The organism is Bacillus sp. FSL K6-3176 (assembly GCF_038003325.1).
Taxonomy (GTDB): domain Bacteria; phylum Bacillota; class Bacilli; order Bacillales; family Bacillaceae; genus Bacillus; species Bacillus altitudinis.
On record NZ_JBBOOX010000001.1, the window covers coordinates 2,461,938 to 2,481,068 of the forward strand.

Sequence of the window (19,131 nt, forward strand, 5' to 3'; positions counted from 1 at the left end):
TTTTCCTTTTCCTCCTCGTACGTCAAAGCACAGGTGAGACTTCGCTCATCATGCTATTCAGCCATTCCTTCAGCTCTTTGGCTGAGGAATATGTTAGTGTTTGATCGAGTTCCATCAATCGTTGTTTTGCTGTATAAGACGATGATGCGGTTAAATCTTTTTTAGGGGCATCACGCACTATTGACAGCACACCATTCTCTATTTTAACAAAACCGAGTTCAAAAAACACCTTTGTCATAAAAATGATTGTATCTTTTGTCCAACCTCTATGTTTAGCAAGCTCCATGCCTTGTTCTTTAATAGGAAAACTTCCCCGTTTGAACAAGAACCCATAGAACCATTTGAATTGATCACGGCTCGGGAATGAGGACATAAAGTGATCTTCTTTCCGCTGAAACACCGTATAAATTCTTGCTGGTTGTTGATTTTCTAAAAGCAGCTTGAGCAAGTGTTCATCTGCAGGAACATCGGCAAAGATCACATACTTTTCCTGCACATCAAACGTGGATACATTTTCTGCATCAATAAGGTGAATCGGAATATCCACCAGCTCCGATTGCCTTTTTGTTTCTTCGTCAAAACAGAAGACCATCGTTTTTGCTGGATCAAGTGTTGATACTTTCTTTTCCCAATCTTTTTTCCCGCGTAAATCAAAGAGCTGCCATTCATCGACTCTGGCGTCTTTTAGCATGAGCTGAGGTTTCTTTCGGTTATTCCATTCATTAATCGAGACCTCACCAACGACAGAAATTTGACTCCCTGGGACAAGTTCTTCTTTTAGCTTGCCTTGGTGAAAACCGACACAGTCGAGCAGCTTGTCTTCGTCTTTTAGTGACATTTTAATGTGATTTTGATTGGCCCCGATCGTTCGGATGTCTTCAAGCTGGGCGTCTTCAATCATAATGAACGGCTTAGGATTCTGCATGCCAAACGGGGACAGCAGTCCCACTTCTTCAATGGCTTGCACCGTCATTTCGTCCACTTTACATACTGCATCGACCCGTTGAATTGGAATGAAATCTTCTTCTGTCAATGTTTCATTTGCATATTGATTCAATCTTTCCCTAAGTAAAGGAACATCATCCGCTTGAAGTGTCATTCCTGCTGCCATCGGGTGTCCACCGAAATGCGGCAGGATGTCACGGCACTTGCTCAAATGGAAAAATAAATCAAAGCCAGGAATACTTCGAGCTGAACCTTTCGCCATCTGCGTTTCTTCGTCTATTCCAAGCACAATCGCCGGACGAGAAAATGTATCCGTCAATTTTGAGGCAACAATGCCGACAACGCCTGGATTCCAGCCAGCTTTTGCTACGACGATAGCAGACTGGTCAGCACCTGTCTCTTCGACCATTTGAATGGCTTCTTCCGTGATCGTACTCACAATTTTCTGCCGTTCTTTGTTCAATTCTTGTACAAAACGAGCGAGTTCTTCTGCTTCATCCATATCCTCAGTCATGAGAAGATGAACAGCCGGATCTGCCTGCTCAATTCGTCCAACAGCATTCAGCCTTGGCGCAATTTGAAAGCCGACTGTTTCCTCATTTGCTTCTTCAAGAGTGGCGCCTGCTTCTTTTAATAACGCTTTTAACCCAGGCCGTCTAGATTGACGAAGCTGCAGAAGACCTTTTTTGGCAATCCATCTATTTTCATCATGCAACGGGACAAGATCCGCAATTGTACCGATTGCAGCAAGATCTAATAATTCTACTGGGAGTTTACCAAGGAGTGCATGTGCCACTTTAAACGCAACACCGACACCCGCCAGCTCTTTAAACGGATACTCACACCCAGGCTGCTTAGGATGTACAATCGCAAGTGCCTCAGGCAGGTCCTCGCTTGGTTCATGGTGATCTGTGATGATCAGGTCTAATCCTATTTCTTTTGCAATACGTGCTTCATTTACAGCAGCGATCCCTGTATCCACAGTGATAACAAGCGATGCTCCTTGCTCTTTGATATATCGGAAAGCCTGTTCGTTTGGCCCATATCCTTCTTTAAATCGATCTGGAATATAAAAGTCTACCTTCGCAGATCGTTCTTTAAGTGTATGTAAAAGTACAGAAGTACTTGTCACACCATCTGCATCATAATCTCCGAAGATCACAATCGATTCCTGCTCTTCGATCGCTTTGTTGATGCGCTCTACTGCTTCTTTCATTCCTTTTAATAAGAATGGATCATGAAATTCGGCTTTTTGATCAAATAAAAAAGACCTCGCTTCTTCTACTTCTTCGAGCCCTCTTTGTACAAGAAGTGATGCAGTCAGCGCTGAAATATTCAGATTTTCAGAGAGTGATTTCACTTTTTCTTCGCTAGGATGTTCATATTCCCAACGCATTTTGGATAATAACATAAATTCACCCCTCAACCACACTATTATACTAGAGTGGACTGAGGGGTTTCAATTTTTATTTTATGAAATTGTACTGGAAGATTATTTTTCCTTCCGGTCAAAAGACGCTGGCTGTTCTTTTAAAGGTGTGACATTCGTTTTCTTTTGAACGTCTTTGTCCGCCTTTTTATGAGAAGAAGCAGGGCTTGCTTTAGCGGCTGCGTGTTCAGCTTTTAATGTTTTTAATTCACGTTTTAGTTTCACAATTTGGAAAATCCCCGCAAAAGCCACAATGAGTCCGCCCATAAGAACAGAACCGATAATGACAAGGATCAGCGGCCATTCAGCCGTTCCAAATAAGTAGTCTACCTGTACAGGCCGCACGTTAATAACAGCAAATACTGAGACAATTAATACGAAAATAAATGCGAGTATGATGGTCCATTGTTGTTTATTCATCTACAAATCCCCCAAGCTTTTTCTTTTATTCTTCCCTCTTTCTTGTCCTTTTTAAACACAGAAAGAACATGGCGGAAGGTTTTCTATCAGCATGGGCGCTTAGCTGCTGAGTTTTTCTTTAATGAGGCTCTTTAATTCTTTTCTTTCTCCAGAGATGACAAGGGTGTCTCCTTCTTCAATCACCGTATCTGGTCCTGGATTTAAAATTTTCTCATGTGATTTTCTCACAATGGCGATGACTGTTACTTGATAGTTTTGGCGAACACTCAGGTCTCCGATCGTCTGGTTAACAGCCGGTGCGTTCTTTTCAATCTTAAACCATTCAATGATGAGTTCATCAATGGCCACCTCCACTGTCTCAAGCGCTTTTGGTTTATAGACCATGCCGCCTAAAATAGCCGAGATTTGTCTTGCTTCTTCATCGCTAAGCAAGATACCAGAAATACATTCTTCGTGATCATCTTCTTGAAAATGATACATCTCTCTTCTGCCGTCATCATGTGTGATAATGGCAAGTTTCTCATTATTTCTTGTGATCATTTCGGCTTTGTGACCGATACCTGGCAGTTCAGTTTCCCGAACCTTCATAACAGCCCCTCCAATGAATAAAAGCCAAATGCCCCAAACGGACACTTGCTTTCTATACTGATCTAAACGTATGTCATTATAGCAAAAGACCATTTCAAGATCAATGAAACCCGAAATGTTTTTACATATCATCTTATTGTTGTGACAATGACAAGTATGATGCATGAAAAAAAGACTGCCAAGCTGGCAGTCTTTCTTGTTTAAATATCTTGTTCTGTATCTATTTTAGCCGGCTTTTTCAGCTCACGGCCTTTCCATATCAGCCAAATTTGTGCCGCAATGTAAAGGGATGAATACACCCCTGTTAATAGGCCGACAAGTAAGGCGATGGAGAAGTTTGTAATAGATGCTGAACCGAAAATGAGAAGTGCAATCACCACTACAAGTACGGTAAGCACAGTGTTCACAGAACGCGTAAAGGTTTGCTGTAAACTTAAATTCACAATGTACGATAAATCTTCGATCGTTTTCGGTTTGCGTTTCTTCATTTGCTCACGCACCCTGTCGAAGGTGACAATCGTGTCATTGATTGAGTACCCAATGACCGTGAGTATCGCTGCAATGAAGGTGACATCCACCTCTAAGCGCGTAATACTAAAGAAGGCAACGATAAAGAATGCATCGTAAAGCAGAGAGATTATCGCTGCAATCGCCATTTTATACTCAAATCGGACGGATACATATAAGATAATCCCGATCGAAGCAATGATGACAGCGTATAATGCGTTACGCGCAAGCTCTTTTCCAACCGTCGGAGACACTGTACTTACGTTAGGCTCCGTTCCATATTTATCTTTGAAGTAATCTTTCACTTCAGCGATTTTTTCTTTATTCGGAACACCGACAAATCGAGCTGCTGCTTGATTTTCTTTTTGACCCGATAACACAACACTGTCTGTCTCAAGGTCTAGCTTTTTAAAATCTTGCTCCACCTGTTCTGTTGACAGTTTATGGTCACTTTGAATATCAACTCTAGTACCACTTGCAAAGTCAATACCTGCATTGAGCTTGAAGATCGACAGCACAATGATTCCAGCAATGGTAATGGCTGCTGAGAAAATCATAAAGCCTTTACGTTTGCTGACGAAATCCCATTTATCAAATGGTGTTTTCGGTTCAGTATTTTCAGTTGTTTCATGAATATCAATAATGTCTTTCTGACGAACCCCAAACCAACCTTTTCTGCGGTCGAGATAACGGCTTTCTACAAGTAATCCAAGAAGGAATCTTGATAGGAAGACAGCCGTGATAAAGCTTGTCAAAATCGATAGGATAAGCATAGTTGCAAATCCTTTGACAGAGCTTGTTCCAAAGAAGAACAGAACCCCTCCGGCAATGATACTTGTTAAGTTTGCATCAAAGATCGTGGCAAATGATCTGCGGTTACCCGATCTGAAAGCAGAACGGACAGATTTACCGAGCTTGAGCTCTTCTTTAATCCGCTCATACGTAATAATGTTGGCATCGACAGCCATCCCTACCCCAAGAATCAATGCAGCGATTCCAGGCAGTGTCATGACCGCACCCATCCAGTCAAAGACTTGCAGTGTGATATAGATATAAGCTGACAGTGTAATGACAGCAACAAGACCTGGTAATCGGTAATAAAACAGCATGAATAAGAAGATAAATGCGATTCCTACAATTCCTGCGAAGACTGTTTCGTTTAGTGCTTGCTCACCAAACTGTGCACTCACAGATGTTGAATATTTTTCGGTTAATTTTACTGGCAATGCGCCGGCATTTAAAATGCTCGCAAGGTCTTTTGCCTCTTGAACCGTAAAGTTTCCTTCGATTTGTACGTCACTGCTGTTAATTTCTTGGTTTACATTCGGCGCAGATACATACTTATGATTTGATTTAGAGACTTCTTTTTTGAAGGAATCTCCCTTATGATAATCAAGCCAAATGACAAGCTGATTGTTTGGTGCCATCGCCGCTACTTTTTTTGTCACGTCACCAAACTTTTTCGCATCCTTTAGTTTGACTGTCACGATCGGCTCATTCGTTTGATTGAATGTTTGTTTTGCACCATTTTCAACAAGATCAGATCCGTTTAGGAGCTCTTTGTCATTCGTATCTCTGAAGGAAAGCTGTGCTTCAGTCGATAGAATCTCCCGTGCTCTGTTTTGATCTTTTACACCCGCAAGCTGTACGCGGATACGGTTGTTTCCTTCAATCGAAATGTTCGGCTCACTGACCCCAAGCACGTTGGCTCTTCGGTTTAAAGCCTCTACTGTACTGACGAGAACACCATTTGTGATCTTGTCTTCTTTTTTCACCGGGTGTACATCATACAGAACTTCAAATCCACCCTGTAAGTCCAGCCCTAGCGTCATATCTTTCGCAACGGGCTTCGTTAATAAGCCCACACCAGTTCCGATTAACAGAACCACTAAGAAAAACGCAAGTATGCGCCCTTTTTTCATTATGTATTTCCTCCTTAAACACCTGAATCCATTTAGATGGCTTATTTCAACAGTTCGTCCAGCATATTCTTGCCATCTTCACTGTCCAAAAAAGCAGACGTTTTAAACGACTGAACGGTTGCATAGTTCATAAATTCGCCAATTTTCACAGATAAAATATCTGCAACCATTTCATGAATCGGATACTCTTGTTTTTTCTTCCACTTCTTATTCTCTAAGTATGACCATAATTCCTCTAAATCTACATCTTTATAGCCCAAAACGATGAATTCTTCAAGCTTACTGAACAGAAAAGGCTTTAGATGGTCTTTGTATATAGCAGCCGGATGTTGTGTCAATGTGAGGCTCCCCCTTTTCAGTTTTTTATCGAGAGACTTGTCATGCTTGGACGATATACACGCATATCTTATTGTATATGATTCTATGTCGTTTGAGAAGGCAGGTGATCTGTGATTTGACGAAGCAAACGTTTTTAAAAGGGACGATTATTTTAATTTTAGCAGGTTTTATTACAAGAATATTGGGTTTTGTCAATCGAATTGTGATTGCAAGGTTCATTGGTGAAGAAGGCGTAGGGCTTTATATGATGGCAGCGCCTACCTTTTTTCTCGCCGTGACGCTGACACAATTCGGACTTCCTGTTGCGATTAGTAAGCTAGTCGCAGAAGCAGAAGCCCGTGGTGACAAACAGAAAACAAAACGCATTCTAGTGATGTCCCTTGCGATAACAGGAACACTCAGCCTGATTTTCACGCCGCTTTTTTTATGGTTTGCCCCTATTATGGCGGAAAATATGCTGACAGATCCTAGAACGGTCTATCCTCTGCTTGCCATTACACCAGTCGTACCCGTTATTGCGATCTCAAGTGTGTTAAGGGGCTATTTCCAAGGAAGACAGCAAATGAGCCCGCTTGCGATGTCGCAAGTACTAGAACAGGTCGCAAGAATTTCACTCGTAGCAGTATGTACAACAGCGTTCCTGCCTTATGGAATTGAATACGCAGCAGCAGGCGCCATGATTTCATCTGTCATTGGGGAAATGATTTCACTTGCTTACTTACTGATTGCCTTTCGTTATAAAAAGACCATCCGTATCCGAAAACGTTTTTTCAAGGCAATTCATGATGGGAAGGACACGTTTAAACAGCTCATGAGTATTGCCCTGCCAACGACAGGCAGCCGTTTCATCGGCAATATCTCGTGGTTTTTAGAACCGATTGTCGTCGCGCAAAGCCTTGCGATTGCCGGTTATGCAGCTGTGGAAGCAACAAGGCAGTACGGAGAATTGACAGGACTTGCGCTCACCCTTTTGACACTTCCTAGTTTTATCACGTATTCTCTCTCCACCGCACTAGTTCCAGCGATTAGTGAGGGGATGGAACAGAACAAACGCAAAACGGTCGAATACCGGCTCAAGCAGGCGATGCGCCTTTGTTTATTAAGCGGGGGCATTTCATGTATTATCCTTTTTGTGTATGCAGAAAATTTAACCCTCTTCATGTATGGTTCATCTCATGCCGCTGTCTATGTAAAATTCATGGCCCCCTTCTTTTTGCTCTATTACTTTCAAGGGCCGTTGCAGGCTGTCCTTCAAGCATTAAATTTAGCGGGGGCAGCGATGACCAACAGCTTGATAGGAGCTGTTGTGAAAACAGGCATGATCTTTGTTCTTGCTTCACAGCCAAGCTTTGGCATTATGGGCGCAGCGCTTGCGATACTCATCGGCATCGTCCTTGTCACATTGCTCCATGCGGCAACTGTCGGTAAAGTGCTGCCTATTCATTTACCATTAAAAGAATATGGACTTTGCGTCCTTGTGATCATCGGTACTGGGGCAGTCAGTTTATGGATGAAACATCAAGCGAGCGGACTCTTTTCCGCCCCTTTGGAGCTTGTCATGATGATCTTTTTGACGTGCGTGCTGTATGTCATTCTATTAATCTGGCTTGGGCTAGTGAAACGAGAAGAGCTACGCCGCATCCCCTTTATTGGGAAGCTGCTGTAGCTCATTCTTTCTTGATCACTTCATCTTTCAAATCAATATAAAAATCCTTCTGATTAAAGCTACAGTAGGAGATCTGCTCGATGTCATGATAGCCTCTTTTGGCAAGCTCCTTTATCAGCCACTGTTCATCATGGTTGATCTGCTTGAGATGATCATGCTGAACCACACCGTCTGCAATAAGAGGGAGCTCAAGCGCTGCATGTTTGCGCTTGTTTTCTTTTTCAACAACGGCGAGCTTCCCTGAAGGCTCTAAGATGGCATATGAGACATCCTGGATACTATCGATGTTATTTTCTCTTAATTGAATGAGCAAATCATCAAAATTGTATCGCTGTTTTCTCATCGCACCCTCATCTATTTTTCCGTTGATGATGAGCAGGGCCGGCTTACCGTCGAGAAAACGCCGGACACCTTGGAATTTTAGTGACAAATAGGCAAGGGTGATTTGAATGAAGGTTAACAGCAGGATCGGCCATACTGTATGTAACATGTGATCCTCAACTTCTTCTATGGCGAGCACCGCAATTTCAGCGATCATCATAAAAATAACAAGATCTAAAATACTCAGTTCCCCAATCTCCCTTTTGCCCATTAAACGAAAGATAAACCAAATGAGAAAATATAAAATGATCGTTCTCATGGAGATAATTAAGATGTCCTGCATATGATGTAACCCCTCCTTCTCCACCATAGCTTGTGTCAAAACACTTTATTTATGTAGAAAAGAAAGCCTCGGTTTTTATCACGAGAAACATGTCTATTTTTTCTTCTCCGTGAATACATTTTAGTAAAAGACAAGCTTCGGTCAATTGGAGAGGAGACGAATCACATGCAGGAAACGAAACAAATAGGAAAAGGCATTTTATCTGGCTTAATTGCTATTTTTGTCGTGATGATTGTTACAAGCTTACTTGTATCACTGATGCTTACCTTCACAAGTATGCAGGAATCATCGTTTAAATGGATGATCATGATCTTGTCCTTTGCGGCACTTTTTCTAGGAGGAATGATTTCTGGAGGGAAAGCAAAGGAACGGGGCTGGCTCATTGGCGCCATGACCTCTTTTATCTTTTCACTCACTGTTTTTTTATTTCAATATTTAGGGTTTGGAGAAACCTTTTCACCAGAACAATTCATCTATCATGCAGCCTTTTTGGGAATTTGTATGCTAGGGGGAATGATTGGCGTTAATCTTCGGGGTAAATAAAAAAAGAGCGAATGATATCGCTCTTTTTTTATCGCTATGTATTGGAGGATTAACCTTTGTCAGCTAATTCTCTAATAGCACGTCGGTCGAAAGTTAAACGGTTGTTTTCGCTTGTTTTGATGACCACTTTTGATTCATCAATGTAGTCGATTTCACCGTGTAAACCACCGATTGTGACGATTTTATCGCCTTTTGATAAAGATTGCTGCATCTGACGCACAGCTTTTTGTTGCTTTTGCTGTGGACGGATTAACAAGAAGTAAAGCACAGCAAACATGACAACAATCATAATGATTGAACCCATACCACCATCCATTCTATCTCACCCCTTTCTAAAGCATTGTAAAGCCTTTCGTTTATGCGTTAAAAGTTTTTCGCATTCGGTTTGTTAAAACCATAACGCTCAAAAAACTCTTCTCTAAAATCACCTAAACGATCCTCACGGATAGCTTCTCTCACTTGCTCCATTAATTTTAACAGAAAATGAAGATTATGATAAGTTGTTAATCGAATTCCGAACGTCTCATTTGTACGGATTAAATGTCTAATATAAGCACGTGTGTAATTTTTACATGTGTAGCAGTCACAGTTTTCATCGATTGGTCTGAAATCACGCTCATATTTAGCATTTTTCACAACAAGACGTCCTTCGCTTGTCATGAGCGTACCGTTTCTGGCAATTCGCGTCGGCAGTACACAGTCAAACATATCGACACCGCGAATCGCGCCGTCAATTAATGAATCTGGTGAGCCAACACCCATTAAGTATCTTGGCTTGTCATCCGGTAAAAATGGCGTTGTGAACTCCAGCACACGGTTCATCACATCTTTAGGTTCACCAACAGATAAACCTCCAATGGCGTAGCCTGGGAAATCAAGTGAAACAAGATCTTTTGCACTTTGTTTACGAAGCTCTTCGTACTCTCCGCCCTGTACAATGCCAAACAGTCCTTGATCCTCTGGACGCTGGTGCGCTGTTAAGCAGCGCTCTGCCCATCTGCTTGTCCGCTCTACAGAACGTTTCATATAATCGTACTCTGCTGGATACGGAGGACATTCATCAAATGCCATCATAATATCTGAGCCGAGCGCATTTTGAATCTCCATCGCTTTTTCAGGAGAAAGGAACAACTTATCTCCATTTAAGTGATTACGGAAGTGAACGCCTTCTTCTTCAATTTTTCTAAATTCACTTAAAGAAAACACTTGGAAACCGCCTGAATCTGTTAGAATCGCTCGATCCCAGTTCATAAATTTGTGCAGGCCGCCTGCTTCTTTGACAATGTCATGCCCCGGGCGCAGCCATAAATGATACGTATTGCTTAAAATGATGCCTGCTTCCATTGCTTTTAACTCTTCAGGCGCCATTGTTTTGACTGTAGCCAGTGTACCAACTGGCATAAATACAGGTGTTTCAAAGGAGCCGTGCGGTGTATGAACGCGTCCAAGACGTGCACCTGTTTGTTTGCATGATTTAATGAACTCATAACGTATCGGTAATTGCGACAAAAATGAGCCCTCCTGTCTTTGTTGTATAATGTTATTGAATCAGCATGGCATCGCCAAAACTGAAGAATCGATATTCCTCTTTTACAGCCTCATTGTACGCTTTTAGGACGTGTTCTCGTCCAGCTAATGCACTGACAAGCATAATTAAAGACGATTTTGGCAGGTGGAAATTCGTGATCATGCCATCAATTGCCTTAAATGTATAGCCTGGATAAATAAAAATCGACGTCCATCCGCTTGACGCTTTGAATTCACCATCATAAGCACTTGCAATGGTTTCAAGCGTTCTTGTCGAAGTTGTTCCGACTGAAATAATTCGCCCGCCTTCTTTGCGCACTCGATTAAGCTCTTCTGCCGTTTCTTCATTCATTTCGTAAAACTCTGCGTGCATTTCATGTTCTTCAATGCGTTCAGCACTGACCGGTCGAAATGTACCAAGCCCAACATGGAGCGTAATAAATGCAATATGCACTCCTTTTGCTTTAAGAGCATCTAGCAGTTCATTTGTAAAGTGAAGACCGGCAGTAGGCGCAGCAGCGGAACCAACCTCTTTGGAATAGACGGTTTGATAACGCTCACGATCGTCAAGCTGCTCTTTAATGTACGGAGGCAGCGGCATTTCACCTAAGGATTCAAGTACTTCATAAAAAATGCCTGTATACTGAAACTCAACTTTTCTTCCGCCATGTTCCAGTTCTTCTGTACATACCGCTTTTAATCGTCCATCACCAAATGTAATGACTGTTCCGTTTTTCACACGTTTTGCTGGTTTCACGAGCGTTTCCCATTTGTCTCCTTCTTCTTGTTTCAAAAGAAGCAGCTCCACTTTAGCACCCGTATCCTCTTTCGTTCCAAACAGACGTGCAGGCAATACACGTGTATTGTTTAAAACGAGACAATCACCCTTTTGAAAGTAATCTGTGATTTGCGAGAATGTATCATGTGTGATGTCACCTGTTTGTTTATTTAAGACCATCAGTCTTGATGCATCTCGTTTTTCAAGCGGCACTTGTGCAATCAATCTTTCTGGTAAATCAAAATCAAATAGTTCTAACTTCATTTCCTTCACCTATTCTGTAGTTAACTAGTTAACGTTATTTCATCCGTCCGAAGACATTGAGTAAAATGGTTAGGACGATGCTAATGACAATGCATGTAATCACAGGAAAAAAGAACGTTACGTTCCCTTTTTTCACGAAAATATCGCCTGGAAGTTTCCCAACCAATTGAAACACTAAACCTGCGGCAAAAAGGACACCACCTAAAATCATCAACATTTTAGGGAATTCAGTCACGAATCGGAACCTCCATATGAAAATGTTCATACGCTTCTCTTGTGACGACCCGCCCTCTTGGTGTTCTTTGCAAAAAACCAATTTGCAGTAAATACGGTTCGTACACATCTTCAATCGTATGTGATTCTTCTCCAATTGTCGCTGAGATCGTATCAAGTCCAACAGGACCGCCTCTAAATTTTTCAATCATACTTAAAAGCAGTTTATGATCGATATGATCAAGTCCGAGTCTGTCAACTTGCAGACGCTCAAGAGCATCTTCTGCAATGTCTTGTGTGATCGCATGATTTCCAAGCACCTGCGCAAAATCTCTTACTCTTCTGAGCAGACGATTGGCGACCCTCGGTGTGCCTCTAGATCTTCTTGCAATCTCTTCAGCTGAACGAATGTCGATCCCAATCTCAAACAGCTCGGCTGTTCTTGCTACAATGTGAGCCAAATCTCTTTGCTCATAGTATTCCAATCTTGCATGAACCCCAAACCTATCACGAAGCGGCGCTGTTAAAAGCCCAACACGGGTTGTAGCACCTACAAGCGTAAATGGCGGTAAATCAAGCCGCACAGAGCGTGCTGTATCTCCTTTTCCAATCACGATATCTAGACAAAAGTCCTCCATCGCTGGATATAGCACTTCCTCTATTGAACGCTGCAAGCGATGAATTTCATCAATAAACAGAACATCGCCAGGTTCAAGAGATGTTAAGATCGCCGCCAAATCGCCAGGGCGTTCAATCGCTGGTCCAGACGTTGTACGCAGCTGAACATTCATTTCATTGGCAATGATCGACGCAAGCGTTGTTTTCCCAAGTCCCGGCGGCCCATATAAAAGAACGTGATCCAGCGTTTCCTGCCTCATTCGGGCAGCTTCAATAAATACGCTGAGATTATCCTTTACTTTCTGCTGGCCAATATATTGACTAAGCGTCTGTGGACGCAGACTTTGCTCAATGGCTGATTCATGGTTGTCTGCTTCAGTTGAGACGAGCCGTTCATCCATGAGACATCACCCTATTTCAACATTTTTTGTAAAGCTTTTTTCACATATTGATCGGTTGTAAGATTCTTCTCTTCTTTTAATAAAGGAAGAACCTTTTTGATTTCACGATCACCATACCCAAGGACACTTAAGGCTTCAACCGCTTCATCTAAAGCGCTTTGCTGCGTTTCAATCTGGATATGATCCTCGTGGTTAAATAAGTTTCCTATCATTTCAGGCACCACATCTGCGAGCTTCCCTTTCAGATCTAGAATGATCTGTCGTGCTGTTTTTTTGCCAACACCCGGGAATTTAATGAGAAAAGCTTCATCCTCTCGTTCGATCGCTGAAATGACAGCGCCAGGGTCACCGGAAGCAAGAATCGCAAGCGCACCCTTCGGTCCAATCCCTGTGACATTTAACAGTTTTGTGAACAACGCTTTTTCTTCTCGTGTTTGGAATCCATATAACGAAAAAGCGTCTTCCTTTATGTAATGATACGTATAAATCGTTTCTTGTTTTGTTACTCGATAGATAAACGGATTTGGGGTATAGACTTGATATCCCACTCCGCCGTTTTCAATGACAACATATTGCGGGCACACATAATCAATGGTCCCTTTTACAAACTCTATCACCGTTTTCACCTCTTTGACTGTTCTCCATTGTAACATAAATCGAAGAGAAAACCGTAATAAAAGTTAACATACGTTCGCTCAGCCTTTTTTCATCGTCAACCCATGAAAAAGAGCTTGCGGTCTTCACACCAGCAAGCTGTCATACGATTAAAACGATTGTTCATTTCGGTAAGGTTTCATGACTTCAAGCACATGCTCAAATTCATCTTTTGTTCGAAACGGAATGCCTTGTGCAAGCTGCTGCTCTACATGACTTTCCAAGCGGGACGTATCAATTTGAAAAAAGAGATGAATAGGCTCCGCCCACCCGTCAGGCCTTCCATGAAACGTAGAAATCACGCCGTCTTCTGATAATCCGATATATCCATTTGCTTTACTTAAAGGCGATATATCGTCAATTTGCTTTCTAAAAAGGGCAAAATCCTCTCGCTGTTCTACCAATGTCCAGCCCTTATACTGGGCCCAAAATGTGTCTTTGTCTTCTAATGATGCCCGCTGTCTTTCAATACTCACATCGCCGTCTAGATAGACCTTTTCAAGCTGAACGTTGATGGTTTTTGACTCTTTTTGCAAGTGTTCTGCTGCTTCCATATCAACAGCGAAAAAGAGTACACTTGTCATGATAAGTCCTGTAACGAAATATTTCATCTTCACTTTCACTATTTACACCTCTTTAGAACATAAGATCGATGCATGACATATGTAGTTTGACCCATTTTGCTAAACATTAACCAAATCGATGTCTTGACACATATTGAGCGTCTTTCGTTGTATCCTTCGTGCGTAAATGTTATGTTTTATACAATCCATTGCTCTACCGAATCACATGGTTTTTTCATCATTCGTTTTTCAGCCGCATAAACTGAAACCAAAGAAGGTGAAGTCAATGTCAGATGTCAAAAGATTAGCCGAATCGATTCAGTATCAAGAAGAAAAGCGTTTTAATAAGCTCGTCTTTAAACCGGCTGAGCTTGAGCTGTGCGGCAAAGGAAGAAGTGCCTATGTATTTTCATACAAAAAAGACGGCAAAAAAATGGCGTTAAAAGTCTTTTTTCCTTCTTATCGAAACATCGCCCGCAAAGAGGCTGCAATTTATGAAAAACTTTCCGGCTCCTCCTATTATCCTGAAATTTACGAGTCTGGAGATCAATATATTTTAATGGAATATATTAAAGGTTATACTTTCTATGAATGCCTGACAAAAGGAATTCCGATCAAAAAACAAATGATTGAACAAGTAGATGATGCGCTAGAAGAAGCACGCGCGAAAGGTTTAAATCCTTCTGATATTCATCTGCGAAATTTAATTTTAACAAAGGATGGCCGCGTCAGGGTCATTGACGTCGCCCGCTTCACGCAAACGAAAACATGTCATCAATGGGATGATTTAAAAGCTGCATACACCTATTATCAAAAACCTTTTTTCCCTAAAAAAGCGCCGCGTCTATGGCTTGAAGTGATTGCCTATTTGTATAAGAAAAACTGGCTGTCTCGAAGTCAGCTGAACAATCGAAATGATTTTACTGCATAATGAAAGCCGCTCTTTTCGAGCGGCTTTCTGTTTTATTCTGTTTCTACATGGATACTATTCACATTTAATAGGTTAATGATTTCATTATTCAGCTTAAACCAATGATTGGCTTCCTCAATTTTTTTATACACATCATAGGTAGCTGGACGTTTCAGCTCGAAATCGAGCACTTCCCCATTGTTCATATGAAATGTTACCTTAAATACTTTCATCATAAGATCACCTTCCACTCTGTCTTGTTCACTAACCGAATCGGTCAGCTCTTTTCATTCATTCTCTATTCAATCCGTTTCCCCTGCTTCTTTCCTTCTAAACACAAGAAGTTTAAATTTTGTTTAAATTCGCACAACATATCTATCTAGATACGCTTCAAAAGAAGTATATTGAATGAAAAGGAGGCTGTCTTTATGAAACAAAAGAAAAAACGAATATCTCCAGAGAGACAAACAGTTCTATTTCATTTAACAGATGCCTTCATCCCAAGTGTTGAAACGATGGCGATTGCAGTAAGAGCATTTTTGCACCTCGTAAGAAAAGCCATTTCAGCCGTTTTATAAAACCCCGCACTAGAGGAGTGCGAGGTTTTTTTAGGATTGATAGATTTGGCTGCCTTGATTGATAAACTCTTTTGCCTTCTTCTCCATCTCTCTTTTCACTTCTTCTGATTGGTTGCGGATGTCATGGGATATTTTCATACTGCAAAACTTTGGTCCACACATGGAACAAAAATGAGCAGTTTTAGCACCTTCAGCAGGCAATGTTTCATCATGGAATGCCAGCGCTCGTTCTGGGTCAAGTGACAGGTGAAATTGATCCCGCCATCTGAATTCAAATCTCGCTTTTGATAAGGCATCATCACGCTTTTGAGCAGCAGGATGTCCTTTTGCTACATCAGCTGCATGTGCAGCAATTTTATAAGCGATGACGCCTTCTCTTACATCTTCTTTGTTCGGCAGACCTAAATGCTCTTTTGGTGTCACATAGCACAGCATGGCTGTTCCGTACCAGCCGATCATCGCCGCACCGATCGCAGATGTAATATGATCATATCCCGGTGCAATATCTGTTGTTAGAGGACCTAACGTATAAAAAGGTGCCTCTTTGCATATCTCCATCTGCTTATCGACATTCTCTTTGATTTTATCCATTGGAACATGACCAGGTCCTTCAATCATGACCTGTACATCATGTTTCCAAGCGATCTCTGTCAATTCCCCTAACGTTTCCAGCTCTGCAAACTGCGCTTCGTCATTTGCGTCCGCAATGGATCCAGGTCTGAGCCCGTCCCCAAGCGAAAAGGCAATGTCATACGTTTTCATGATTTCACAAATTTCTTCAAAATGGGTATACAGAAAGTTCTCTTGATGATGAGCGAGACACCATCTTGCCATAATGGCTCCGCCTCTTGAAACAATTCCTGTGACACGGTCGACTGTGAGCGGAATATACCTTAACAGGACGCCCGCATGAATGGTGAAGTAGTCAACCCCTTGCTCTGCCTGTTCAATTAATGTGTCTCGGTATACTTCCCACGTCAAATTTTCTGCGATTCCATTCACTTTTTCAAGTGCCTGATAAATTGGGACCGTTCCTACTGGGACTGGGCAATTGCGGATAATCCATTCTCTCGTTGTATGAATGTCCTTTCCTGTAGACAGGTCCATCATCGTATCTGCCCCCCATCTAATTGCCCATGTCATCTTCTCCACCTCTTCTTCAATGGACGACGTCACAGCTGAATTGCCAATATTCGCATTAATTTTCACGTGAAAATTCTTTCCGATGATCATCGGCTCACTTTCAGGATGGTTGATATTCGCTGGAATGACCGCTCTTCCACTAGCCACTTCCTCTCTAACAAACTCAGGACTTAGCTGTTCTCTCAAAGCGATAAACTCCATTTCAGGCGTAATGATCCCCTTTTTTGCATAATGCATTTGCGTCACACAAGCACCTTGTTTCCCGCGGAGCGGTATATGATGAAAATCTGTCTGGGCAGCTTGAAAGGATTCTTTCCCGTTCAAGCGATATCCATTATCTTCTGGCTTTACTTGACGCCCTTCATAGCTTTCAGTATCTTCTCTTTCTTTAATCCATACTGATCTCAGGCGCTTTAATCCCTTTGTGACATCAATATGAGCCTCCTCATCTGTATACGGTCCACTTGTATCGTACACACGAATCGGTTCATTTTCGATATCACCTGCTTGTGTCACTGTATTTGTGAGCACGATTTCTCTTTTTGGCACCAAAATGTCAGGTCTCGAGCCTTGTTCATATACCTTTCGACTGCCTTCAAAGTTTGATAATAAAGATTGCGTTGATGGAACATTTGTCTTTTCATTCATTTGCTGTTCTCTCCTTCTTTTCGTGTGACCGGTCAGGATGGAATCAGCACCAGCAAAAAACCAGATTCTATGTAAAGAACCTGGTTTCGTCGTCAGAAAAAAACATGTATGCCATTCATATGGCACATGTATCATCTTCAACTTCCCCACGCTGGTACGAGCCAGATCAGGTCCAAAGGGTTAAGAAGCTTGTCTTCTCTCTCAGCCCGCATTTCCGGGCACCCCTAGTCACTTATATTGATTTCCACAACAGTGTAGCATAGCTGAGAAATGAAAAAAAGAAGTTTCAGGAAAATAGTTCCTTTCCCCTACAATGAATACACGATCTTCACGATATACATCTTTCTATACACGATCTATCTCTCTCATTTCGATTAAATCAGAAATAATCATTGATCCTTTTCTCCTAGTATGTATAATTAATCTAAACGGAGAATTTTTATACAAACATGAATCAAAGGAAGTTCTAGTCGATTGCAAACATTTCTTACATTTATCGTCGTTGGATTCTCAATTGCTCTACCTGTTGGAGCGATCACGGTTGAAATGACAAAGCAGGGATTAAAAAACGGATTCTTTCATGGATTAACTGTAGGCGCTGGTGGTATGACCATCGATATATTGCTCATCTTGGCTTTATATGCTGGATTTGCTCAATTTTTATCTTTGCCCTTTATCCAAATTCCGCTCTGGCTGATCGGTGCCATCTTTTTAATGATTCTTGCCTACGATTCGATTAAAAATGCGGATCAAGACATCCATTTAGCAGGAGAAAAAGTGAATAAATCATTCGCTAAAACATACCGAAATGGGCTGCTCGTCGCGGTATCACCTGGAAACCTTGTGTTCTGGGTATCTGTGTTTGGTGCTGTACTGGCAGATGCTTATACGAATACAAATTCATCTGAATTTATATTGGCTGCTGCGGGTATTTTGGCAGGGATTCTTCTTCATGACATCGGTCTTCTCACGATTGTTTCCCTAACAAGAAAAGTGATGAATCGAACAATGATTAAGTGGACTTCCATTATTGCCGGTATTTTATTACTTGGATTTGGCTGTTATTTCTTTTATGAATTTTATATCGGGATCAAAGTTTATTTTTAAAGAAAGGCTAAAGTTCGTTATGAACTTTAGCCTTTTTTATTCCAGCCTATCGGGTCATGCCTGTCTGACCTGTTTCAAATTGCGTTTTTCTCATATCTCTGAAGCGTGTAAATGCGCCTTCGTCTTTAATGACTTGGACAGCTCTTCCATCTGCATAACGAGTCGCTGCTTCTTCTACTTGTGATACACCCTCTGATGTCAAGCGCCCATCTGTTTTAAGAGCAATATACACATTTTCATCCGTCACCATGACTTGTGAGTCTGTCACATGGTTCATTTTGTTCACTCGGTTGGCAATTTTTCTTGAACGCTGGATGTTCTCTTGTTTATCGTAGCCAGAGAACGACATTTGGTTATGATAGTTCATATCTCCATGACTGTAGCGTCCATCTCCACCAGTAAGCGGCATTCTCACTTGATCCTGTGTAGGGCGTGAACGATCATCAACATTCGTTGTATTTCTTCCATTCATTCCCTCCATAAGCTCAGAAACCGGTCCTTGATGATCTTGATTGTTGTCTGTTGCCTGTTGATTGGAGTGGTATCCAACTGGCTGGCCAGATTGATTATGACGTGTATCTACACCCGCATTGTTATTTGTACCACATGCCGTTAATCCAATAGGTAGAAGCACTAAGGCGATTGTTTTTTGCCATTTTTGTCTCAAACGAAAAACCCCCTGTACAAATTGAATCTCATGAGCG

At 41.7% G+C, this 19,131-nt stretch carries 21 protein-coding genes and 1 riboswitch; of the genes, 5 read left to right on the plus strand and 16 right to left on the minus strand.

The features are described from left to right. Positions 1-22 precede the first annotated feature (22 nt). The 5 genes from recJ to MHB38_RS12870 form a co-directional block, all read right to left on the minus strand. Complete coding sequence (recJ, locus tag MHB38_RS12850) at positions 23-2,356, minus strand: single-stranded-DNA-specific exonuclease RecJ (RefSeq protein ID WP_048003402.1); 2,334 nt, start codon at positions 2,354-2,356, stop codon at positions 23-25. An 81-nt stretch (positions 2,357-2,437) separates the two neighbouring features. Beyond that, entirely contained in the window at positions 2,438-2,794 is a 357-nt protein-coding gene (locus MHB38_RS12855; protein ID WP_017367707.1) for a LapA family protein, read from the minus strand. A 99-nt stretch (positions 2,795-2,893) separates the two neighbouring features. Beyond that, positions 2,894-3,382 carry a cation:proton antiporter regulatory subunit gene (locus MHB38_RS12860; protein ID WP_008342734.1) on the minus strand — a complete coding sequence of 163 codons (489 nt, stop codon included), beginning with the start codon at positions 3,380-3,382 and terminating at the stop codon, positions 2,894-2,896. Positions 3,383-3,582: 200 nt separating this feature from the next. Continuing rightward, positions 3,583-5,811 (minus strand): protein translocase subunit SecDF, encoded by a 2,229-nt coding sequence (gene secDF / locus MHB38_RS12865; protein ID WP_048001809.1) that lies wholly within the window; start codon positions 5,809-5,811, stop codon positions 3,583-3,585. Between the two features lie 41 nt (positions 5,812-5,852). Next, a complete protein-coding gene (locus MHB38_RS12870; RefSeq protein WP_003216788.1) occupies positions 5,853-6,149 on the minus strand; it encodes a post-transcriptional regulator in 297 nt (98 codons plus the stop codon). A 116-nt stretch (positions 6,150-6,265) separates the two neighbouring features. Between MHB38_RS12870 and spoVB the strand changes: the two genes are divergently transcribed. Next, a complete protein-coding gene (gene spoVB, locus MHB38_RS12875; RefSeq protein ID WP_041090916.1) occupies positions 6,266-7,816 on the plus strand; it encodes a stage V sporulation protein B in 1,551 nt (516 codons plus the stop codon). A 1-nt stretch (position 7,817) separates the two neighbouring features. Here the strand turns inward: spoVB and MHB38_RS12880 are convergent, their stop codons facing one another. Next, positions 7,818-8,480, minus strand: a complete 663-nt coding sequence (locus MHB38_RS12880) for a DUF421 domain-containing protein (RefSeq protein WP_017358120.1) — start codon at positions 8,478-8,480, stop codon at positions 7,818-7,820. Positions 8,481-8,645: 165 nt separating this feature from the next. Here MHB38_RS12880 and MHB38_RS12885 point away from each other — a divergent pair, with 165 nt between their 5' ends. After that, positions 8,646-9,023, plus strand: a complete 378-nt coding sequence (locus MHB38_RS12885; RefSeq protein ID WP_007501492.1) for a TIGR04086 family membrane protein — start codon at positions 8,646-8,648, stop codon at positions 9,021-9,023. Between the two features lie 49 nt (positions 9,024-9,072). On the opposite strand, the gene yajC is transcribed toward MHB38_RS12885, so the two are convergent. From yajC to MHB38_RS12920, 7 genes are all read right to left on the minus strand, one after another. After that, a complete protein-coding gene (gene yajC, locus MHB38_RS12890) occupies positions 9,073-9,339 on the minus strand; it encodes a preprotein translocase subunit YajC (RefSeq protein WP_003216659.1) in 267 nt (88 codons plus the stop codon). A 47-nt stretch (positions 9,340-9,386) separates the two neighbouring features. After that, a complete protein-coding gene (gene tgt / locus MHB38_RS12895; protein WP_008342748.1) occupies positions 9,387-10,532 on the minus strand; it encodes a tRNA guanosine(34) transglycosylase Tgt in 1,146 nt (381 codons plus the stop codon). A gap of 31 nt (positions 10,533-10,563) precedes the next feature. After that, positions 10,564-11,592, minus strand: a complete 1,029-nt coding sequence (gene queA / locus MHB38_RS12900) for a tRNA preQ1(34) S-adenosylmethionine ribosyltransferase-isomerase QueA (RefSeq protein ID WP_007501498.1) — start codon at positions 11,590-11,592, stop codon at positions 10,564-10,566. Positions 11,593-11,626: 34 nt separating this feature from the next. Next, a complete protein-coding gene (locus MHB38_RS12905) occupies positions 11,627-11,827 on the minus strand; it encodes a DUF2905 domain-containing protein (protein ID WP_008342752.1) in 201 nt (66 codons plus the stop codon). Beyond that, positions 11,820-12,824 carry a Holliday junction branch migration DNA helicase RuvB gene (ruvB, locus tag MHB38_RS12910; protein ID WP_007501501.1) on the minus strand — a complete coding sequence of 335 codons (1,005 nt, stop codon included), beginning with the start codon at positions 12,822-12,824 and terminating at the stop codon, positions 11,820-11,822. Before ruvB ends, MHB38_RS12905 begins: the two co-directional genes overlap by 8 nt. Positions 12,825-12,835: 11 nt before the next feature. Next, a complete protein-coding gene (ruvA, locus tag MHB38_RS12915) occupies positions 12,836-13,441 on the minus strand; it encodes a Holliday junction branch migration protein RuvA (protein ID WP_017358123.1) in 606 nt (201 codons plus the stop codon). A gap of 147 nt (positions 13,442-13,588) precedes the next feature. Further along, on the minus strand, positions 13,589-14,089 hold the full coding sequence (locus tag MHB38_RS12920; RefSeq protein ID WP_269430751.1) for an intercompartmental signaling factor BofC: 501 nt from the start codon (positions 14,087-14,089) through the stop codon (positions 13,589-13,591). A gap of 238 nt (positions 14,090-14,327) precedes the next feature. On the opposite strand from MHB38_RS12920, the gene MHB38_RS12925 reads away from it, so the two are divergent. Continuing rightward, positions 14,328-14,972 carry a serine/threonine protein kinase gene (locus tag MHB38_RS12925; RefSeq protein WP_048001811.1) on the plus strand — a complete coding sequence of 215 codons (645 nt, stop codon included), beginning with the start codon at positions 14,328-14,330 and terminating at the stop codon, positions 14,970-14,972. Between the two features lie 32 nt (positions 14,973-15,004). Here MHB38_RS12925 and MHB38_RS12930 read toward each other — a convergent pair whose 3' ends face one another. Next, positions 15,005-15,187 (minus strand): hypothetical protein, encoded by a 183-nt coding sequence (locus tag MHB38_RS12930; RefSeq protein ID WP_008342761.1) that lies wholly within the window; start codon positions 15,185-15,187, stop codon positions 15,005-15,007. A gap of 192 nt (positions 15,188-15,379) precedes the next feature. On the opposite strand from MHB38_RS12930, the gene MHB38_RS12935 reads away from it, so the two are divergent. Then, positions 15,380-15,529 carry a hypothetical protein gene (locus MHB38_RS12935; protein ID WP_164704278.1) on the plus strand — a complete coding sequence of 50 codons (150 nt, stop codon included), beginning with the start codon at positions 15,380-15,382 and terminating at the stop codon, positions 15,527-15,529. Positions 15,530-15,559: 30 nt separating this feature from the next. Here MHB38_RS12935 and thiC read toward each other — a convergent pair whose 3' ends face one another. Then, positions 15,560-17,320, minus strand: a complete 1,761-nt coding sequence (thiC, locus tag MHB38_RS12940) for a phosphomethylpyrimidine synthase ThiC (RefSeq protein ID WP_046527136.1) — start codon at positions 17,318-17,320, stop codon at positions 15,560-15,562. A 126-nt stretch (positions 17,321-17,446) separates the two neighbouring features. After that, positions 17,447-17,556: riboswitch (TPP riboswitch) on the minus strand. Positions 17,557-17,794: 238 nt separating this feature from the next. On the opposite strand from thiC, the gene MHB38_RS12945 reads away from it, so the two are divergent. Continuing rightward, entirely contained in the window at positions 17,795-18,427 is a 633-nt protein-coding gene (locus MHB38_RS12945; RefSeq protein ID WP_008342767.1) for a LysE family transporter, read from the plus strand. Between the two features lie 46 nt (positions 18,428-18,473). On the opposite strand, the gene MHB38_RS12950 is transcribed toward MHB38_RS12945, so the two are convergent. Further along, positions 18,474-19,094: a YhcN/YlaJ family sporulation lipoprotein gene (locus MHB38_RS12950; protein WP_008342769.1), complete on the minus strand. Its 621-nt coding sequence runs from the start codon at positions 19,092-19,094 to the stop codon at positions 18,474-18,476. Positions 19,095-19,131: the final 37 nt, after the last annotated feature.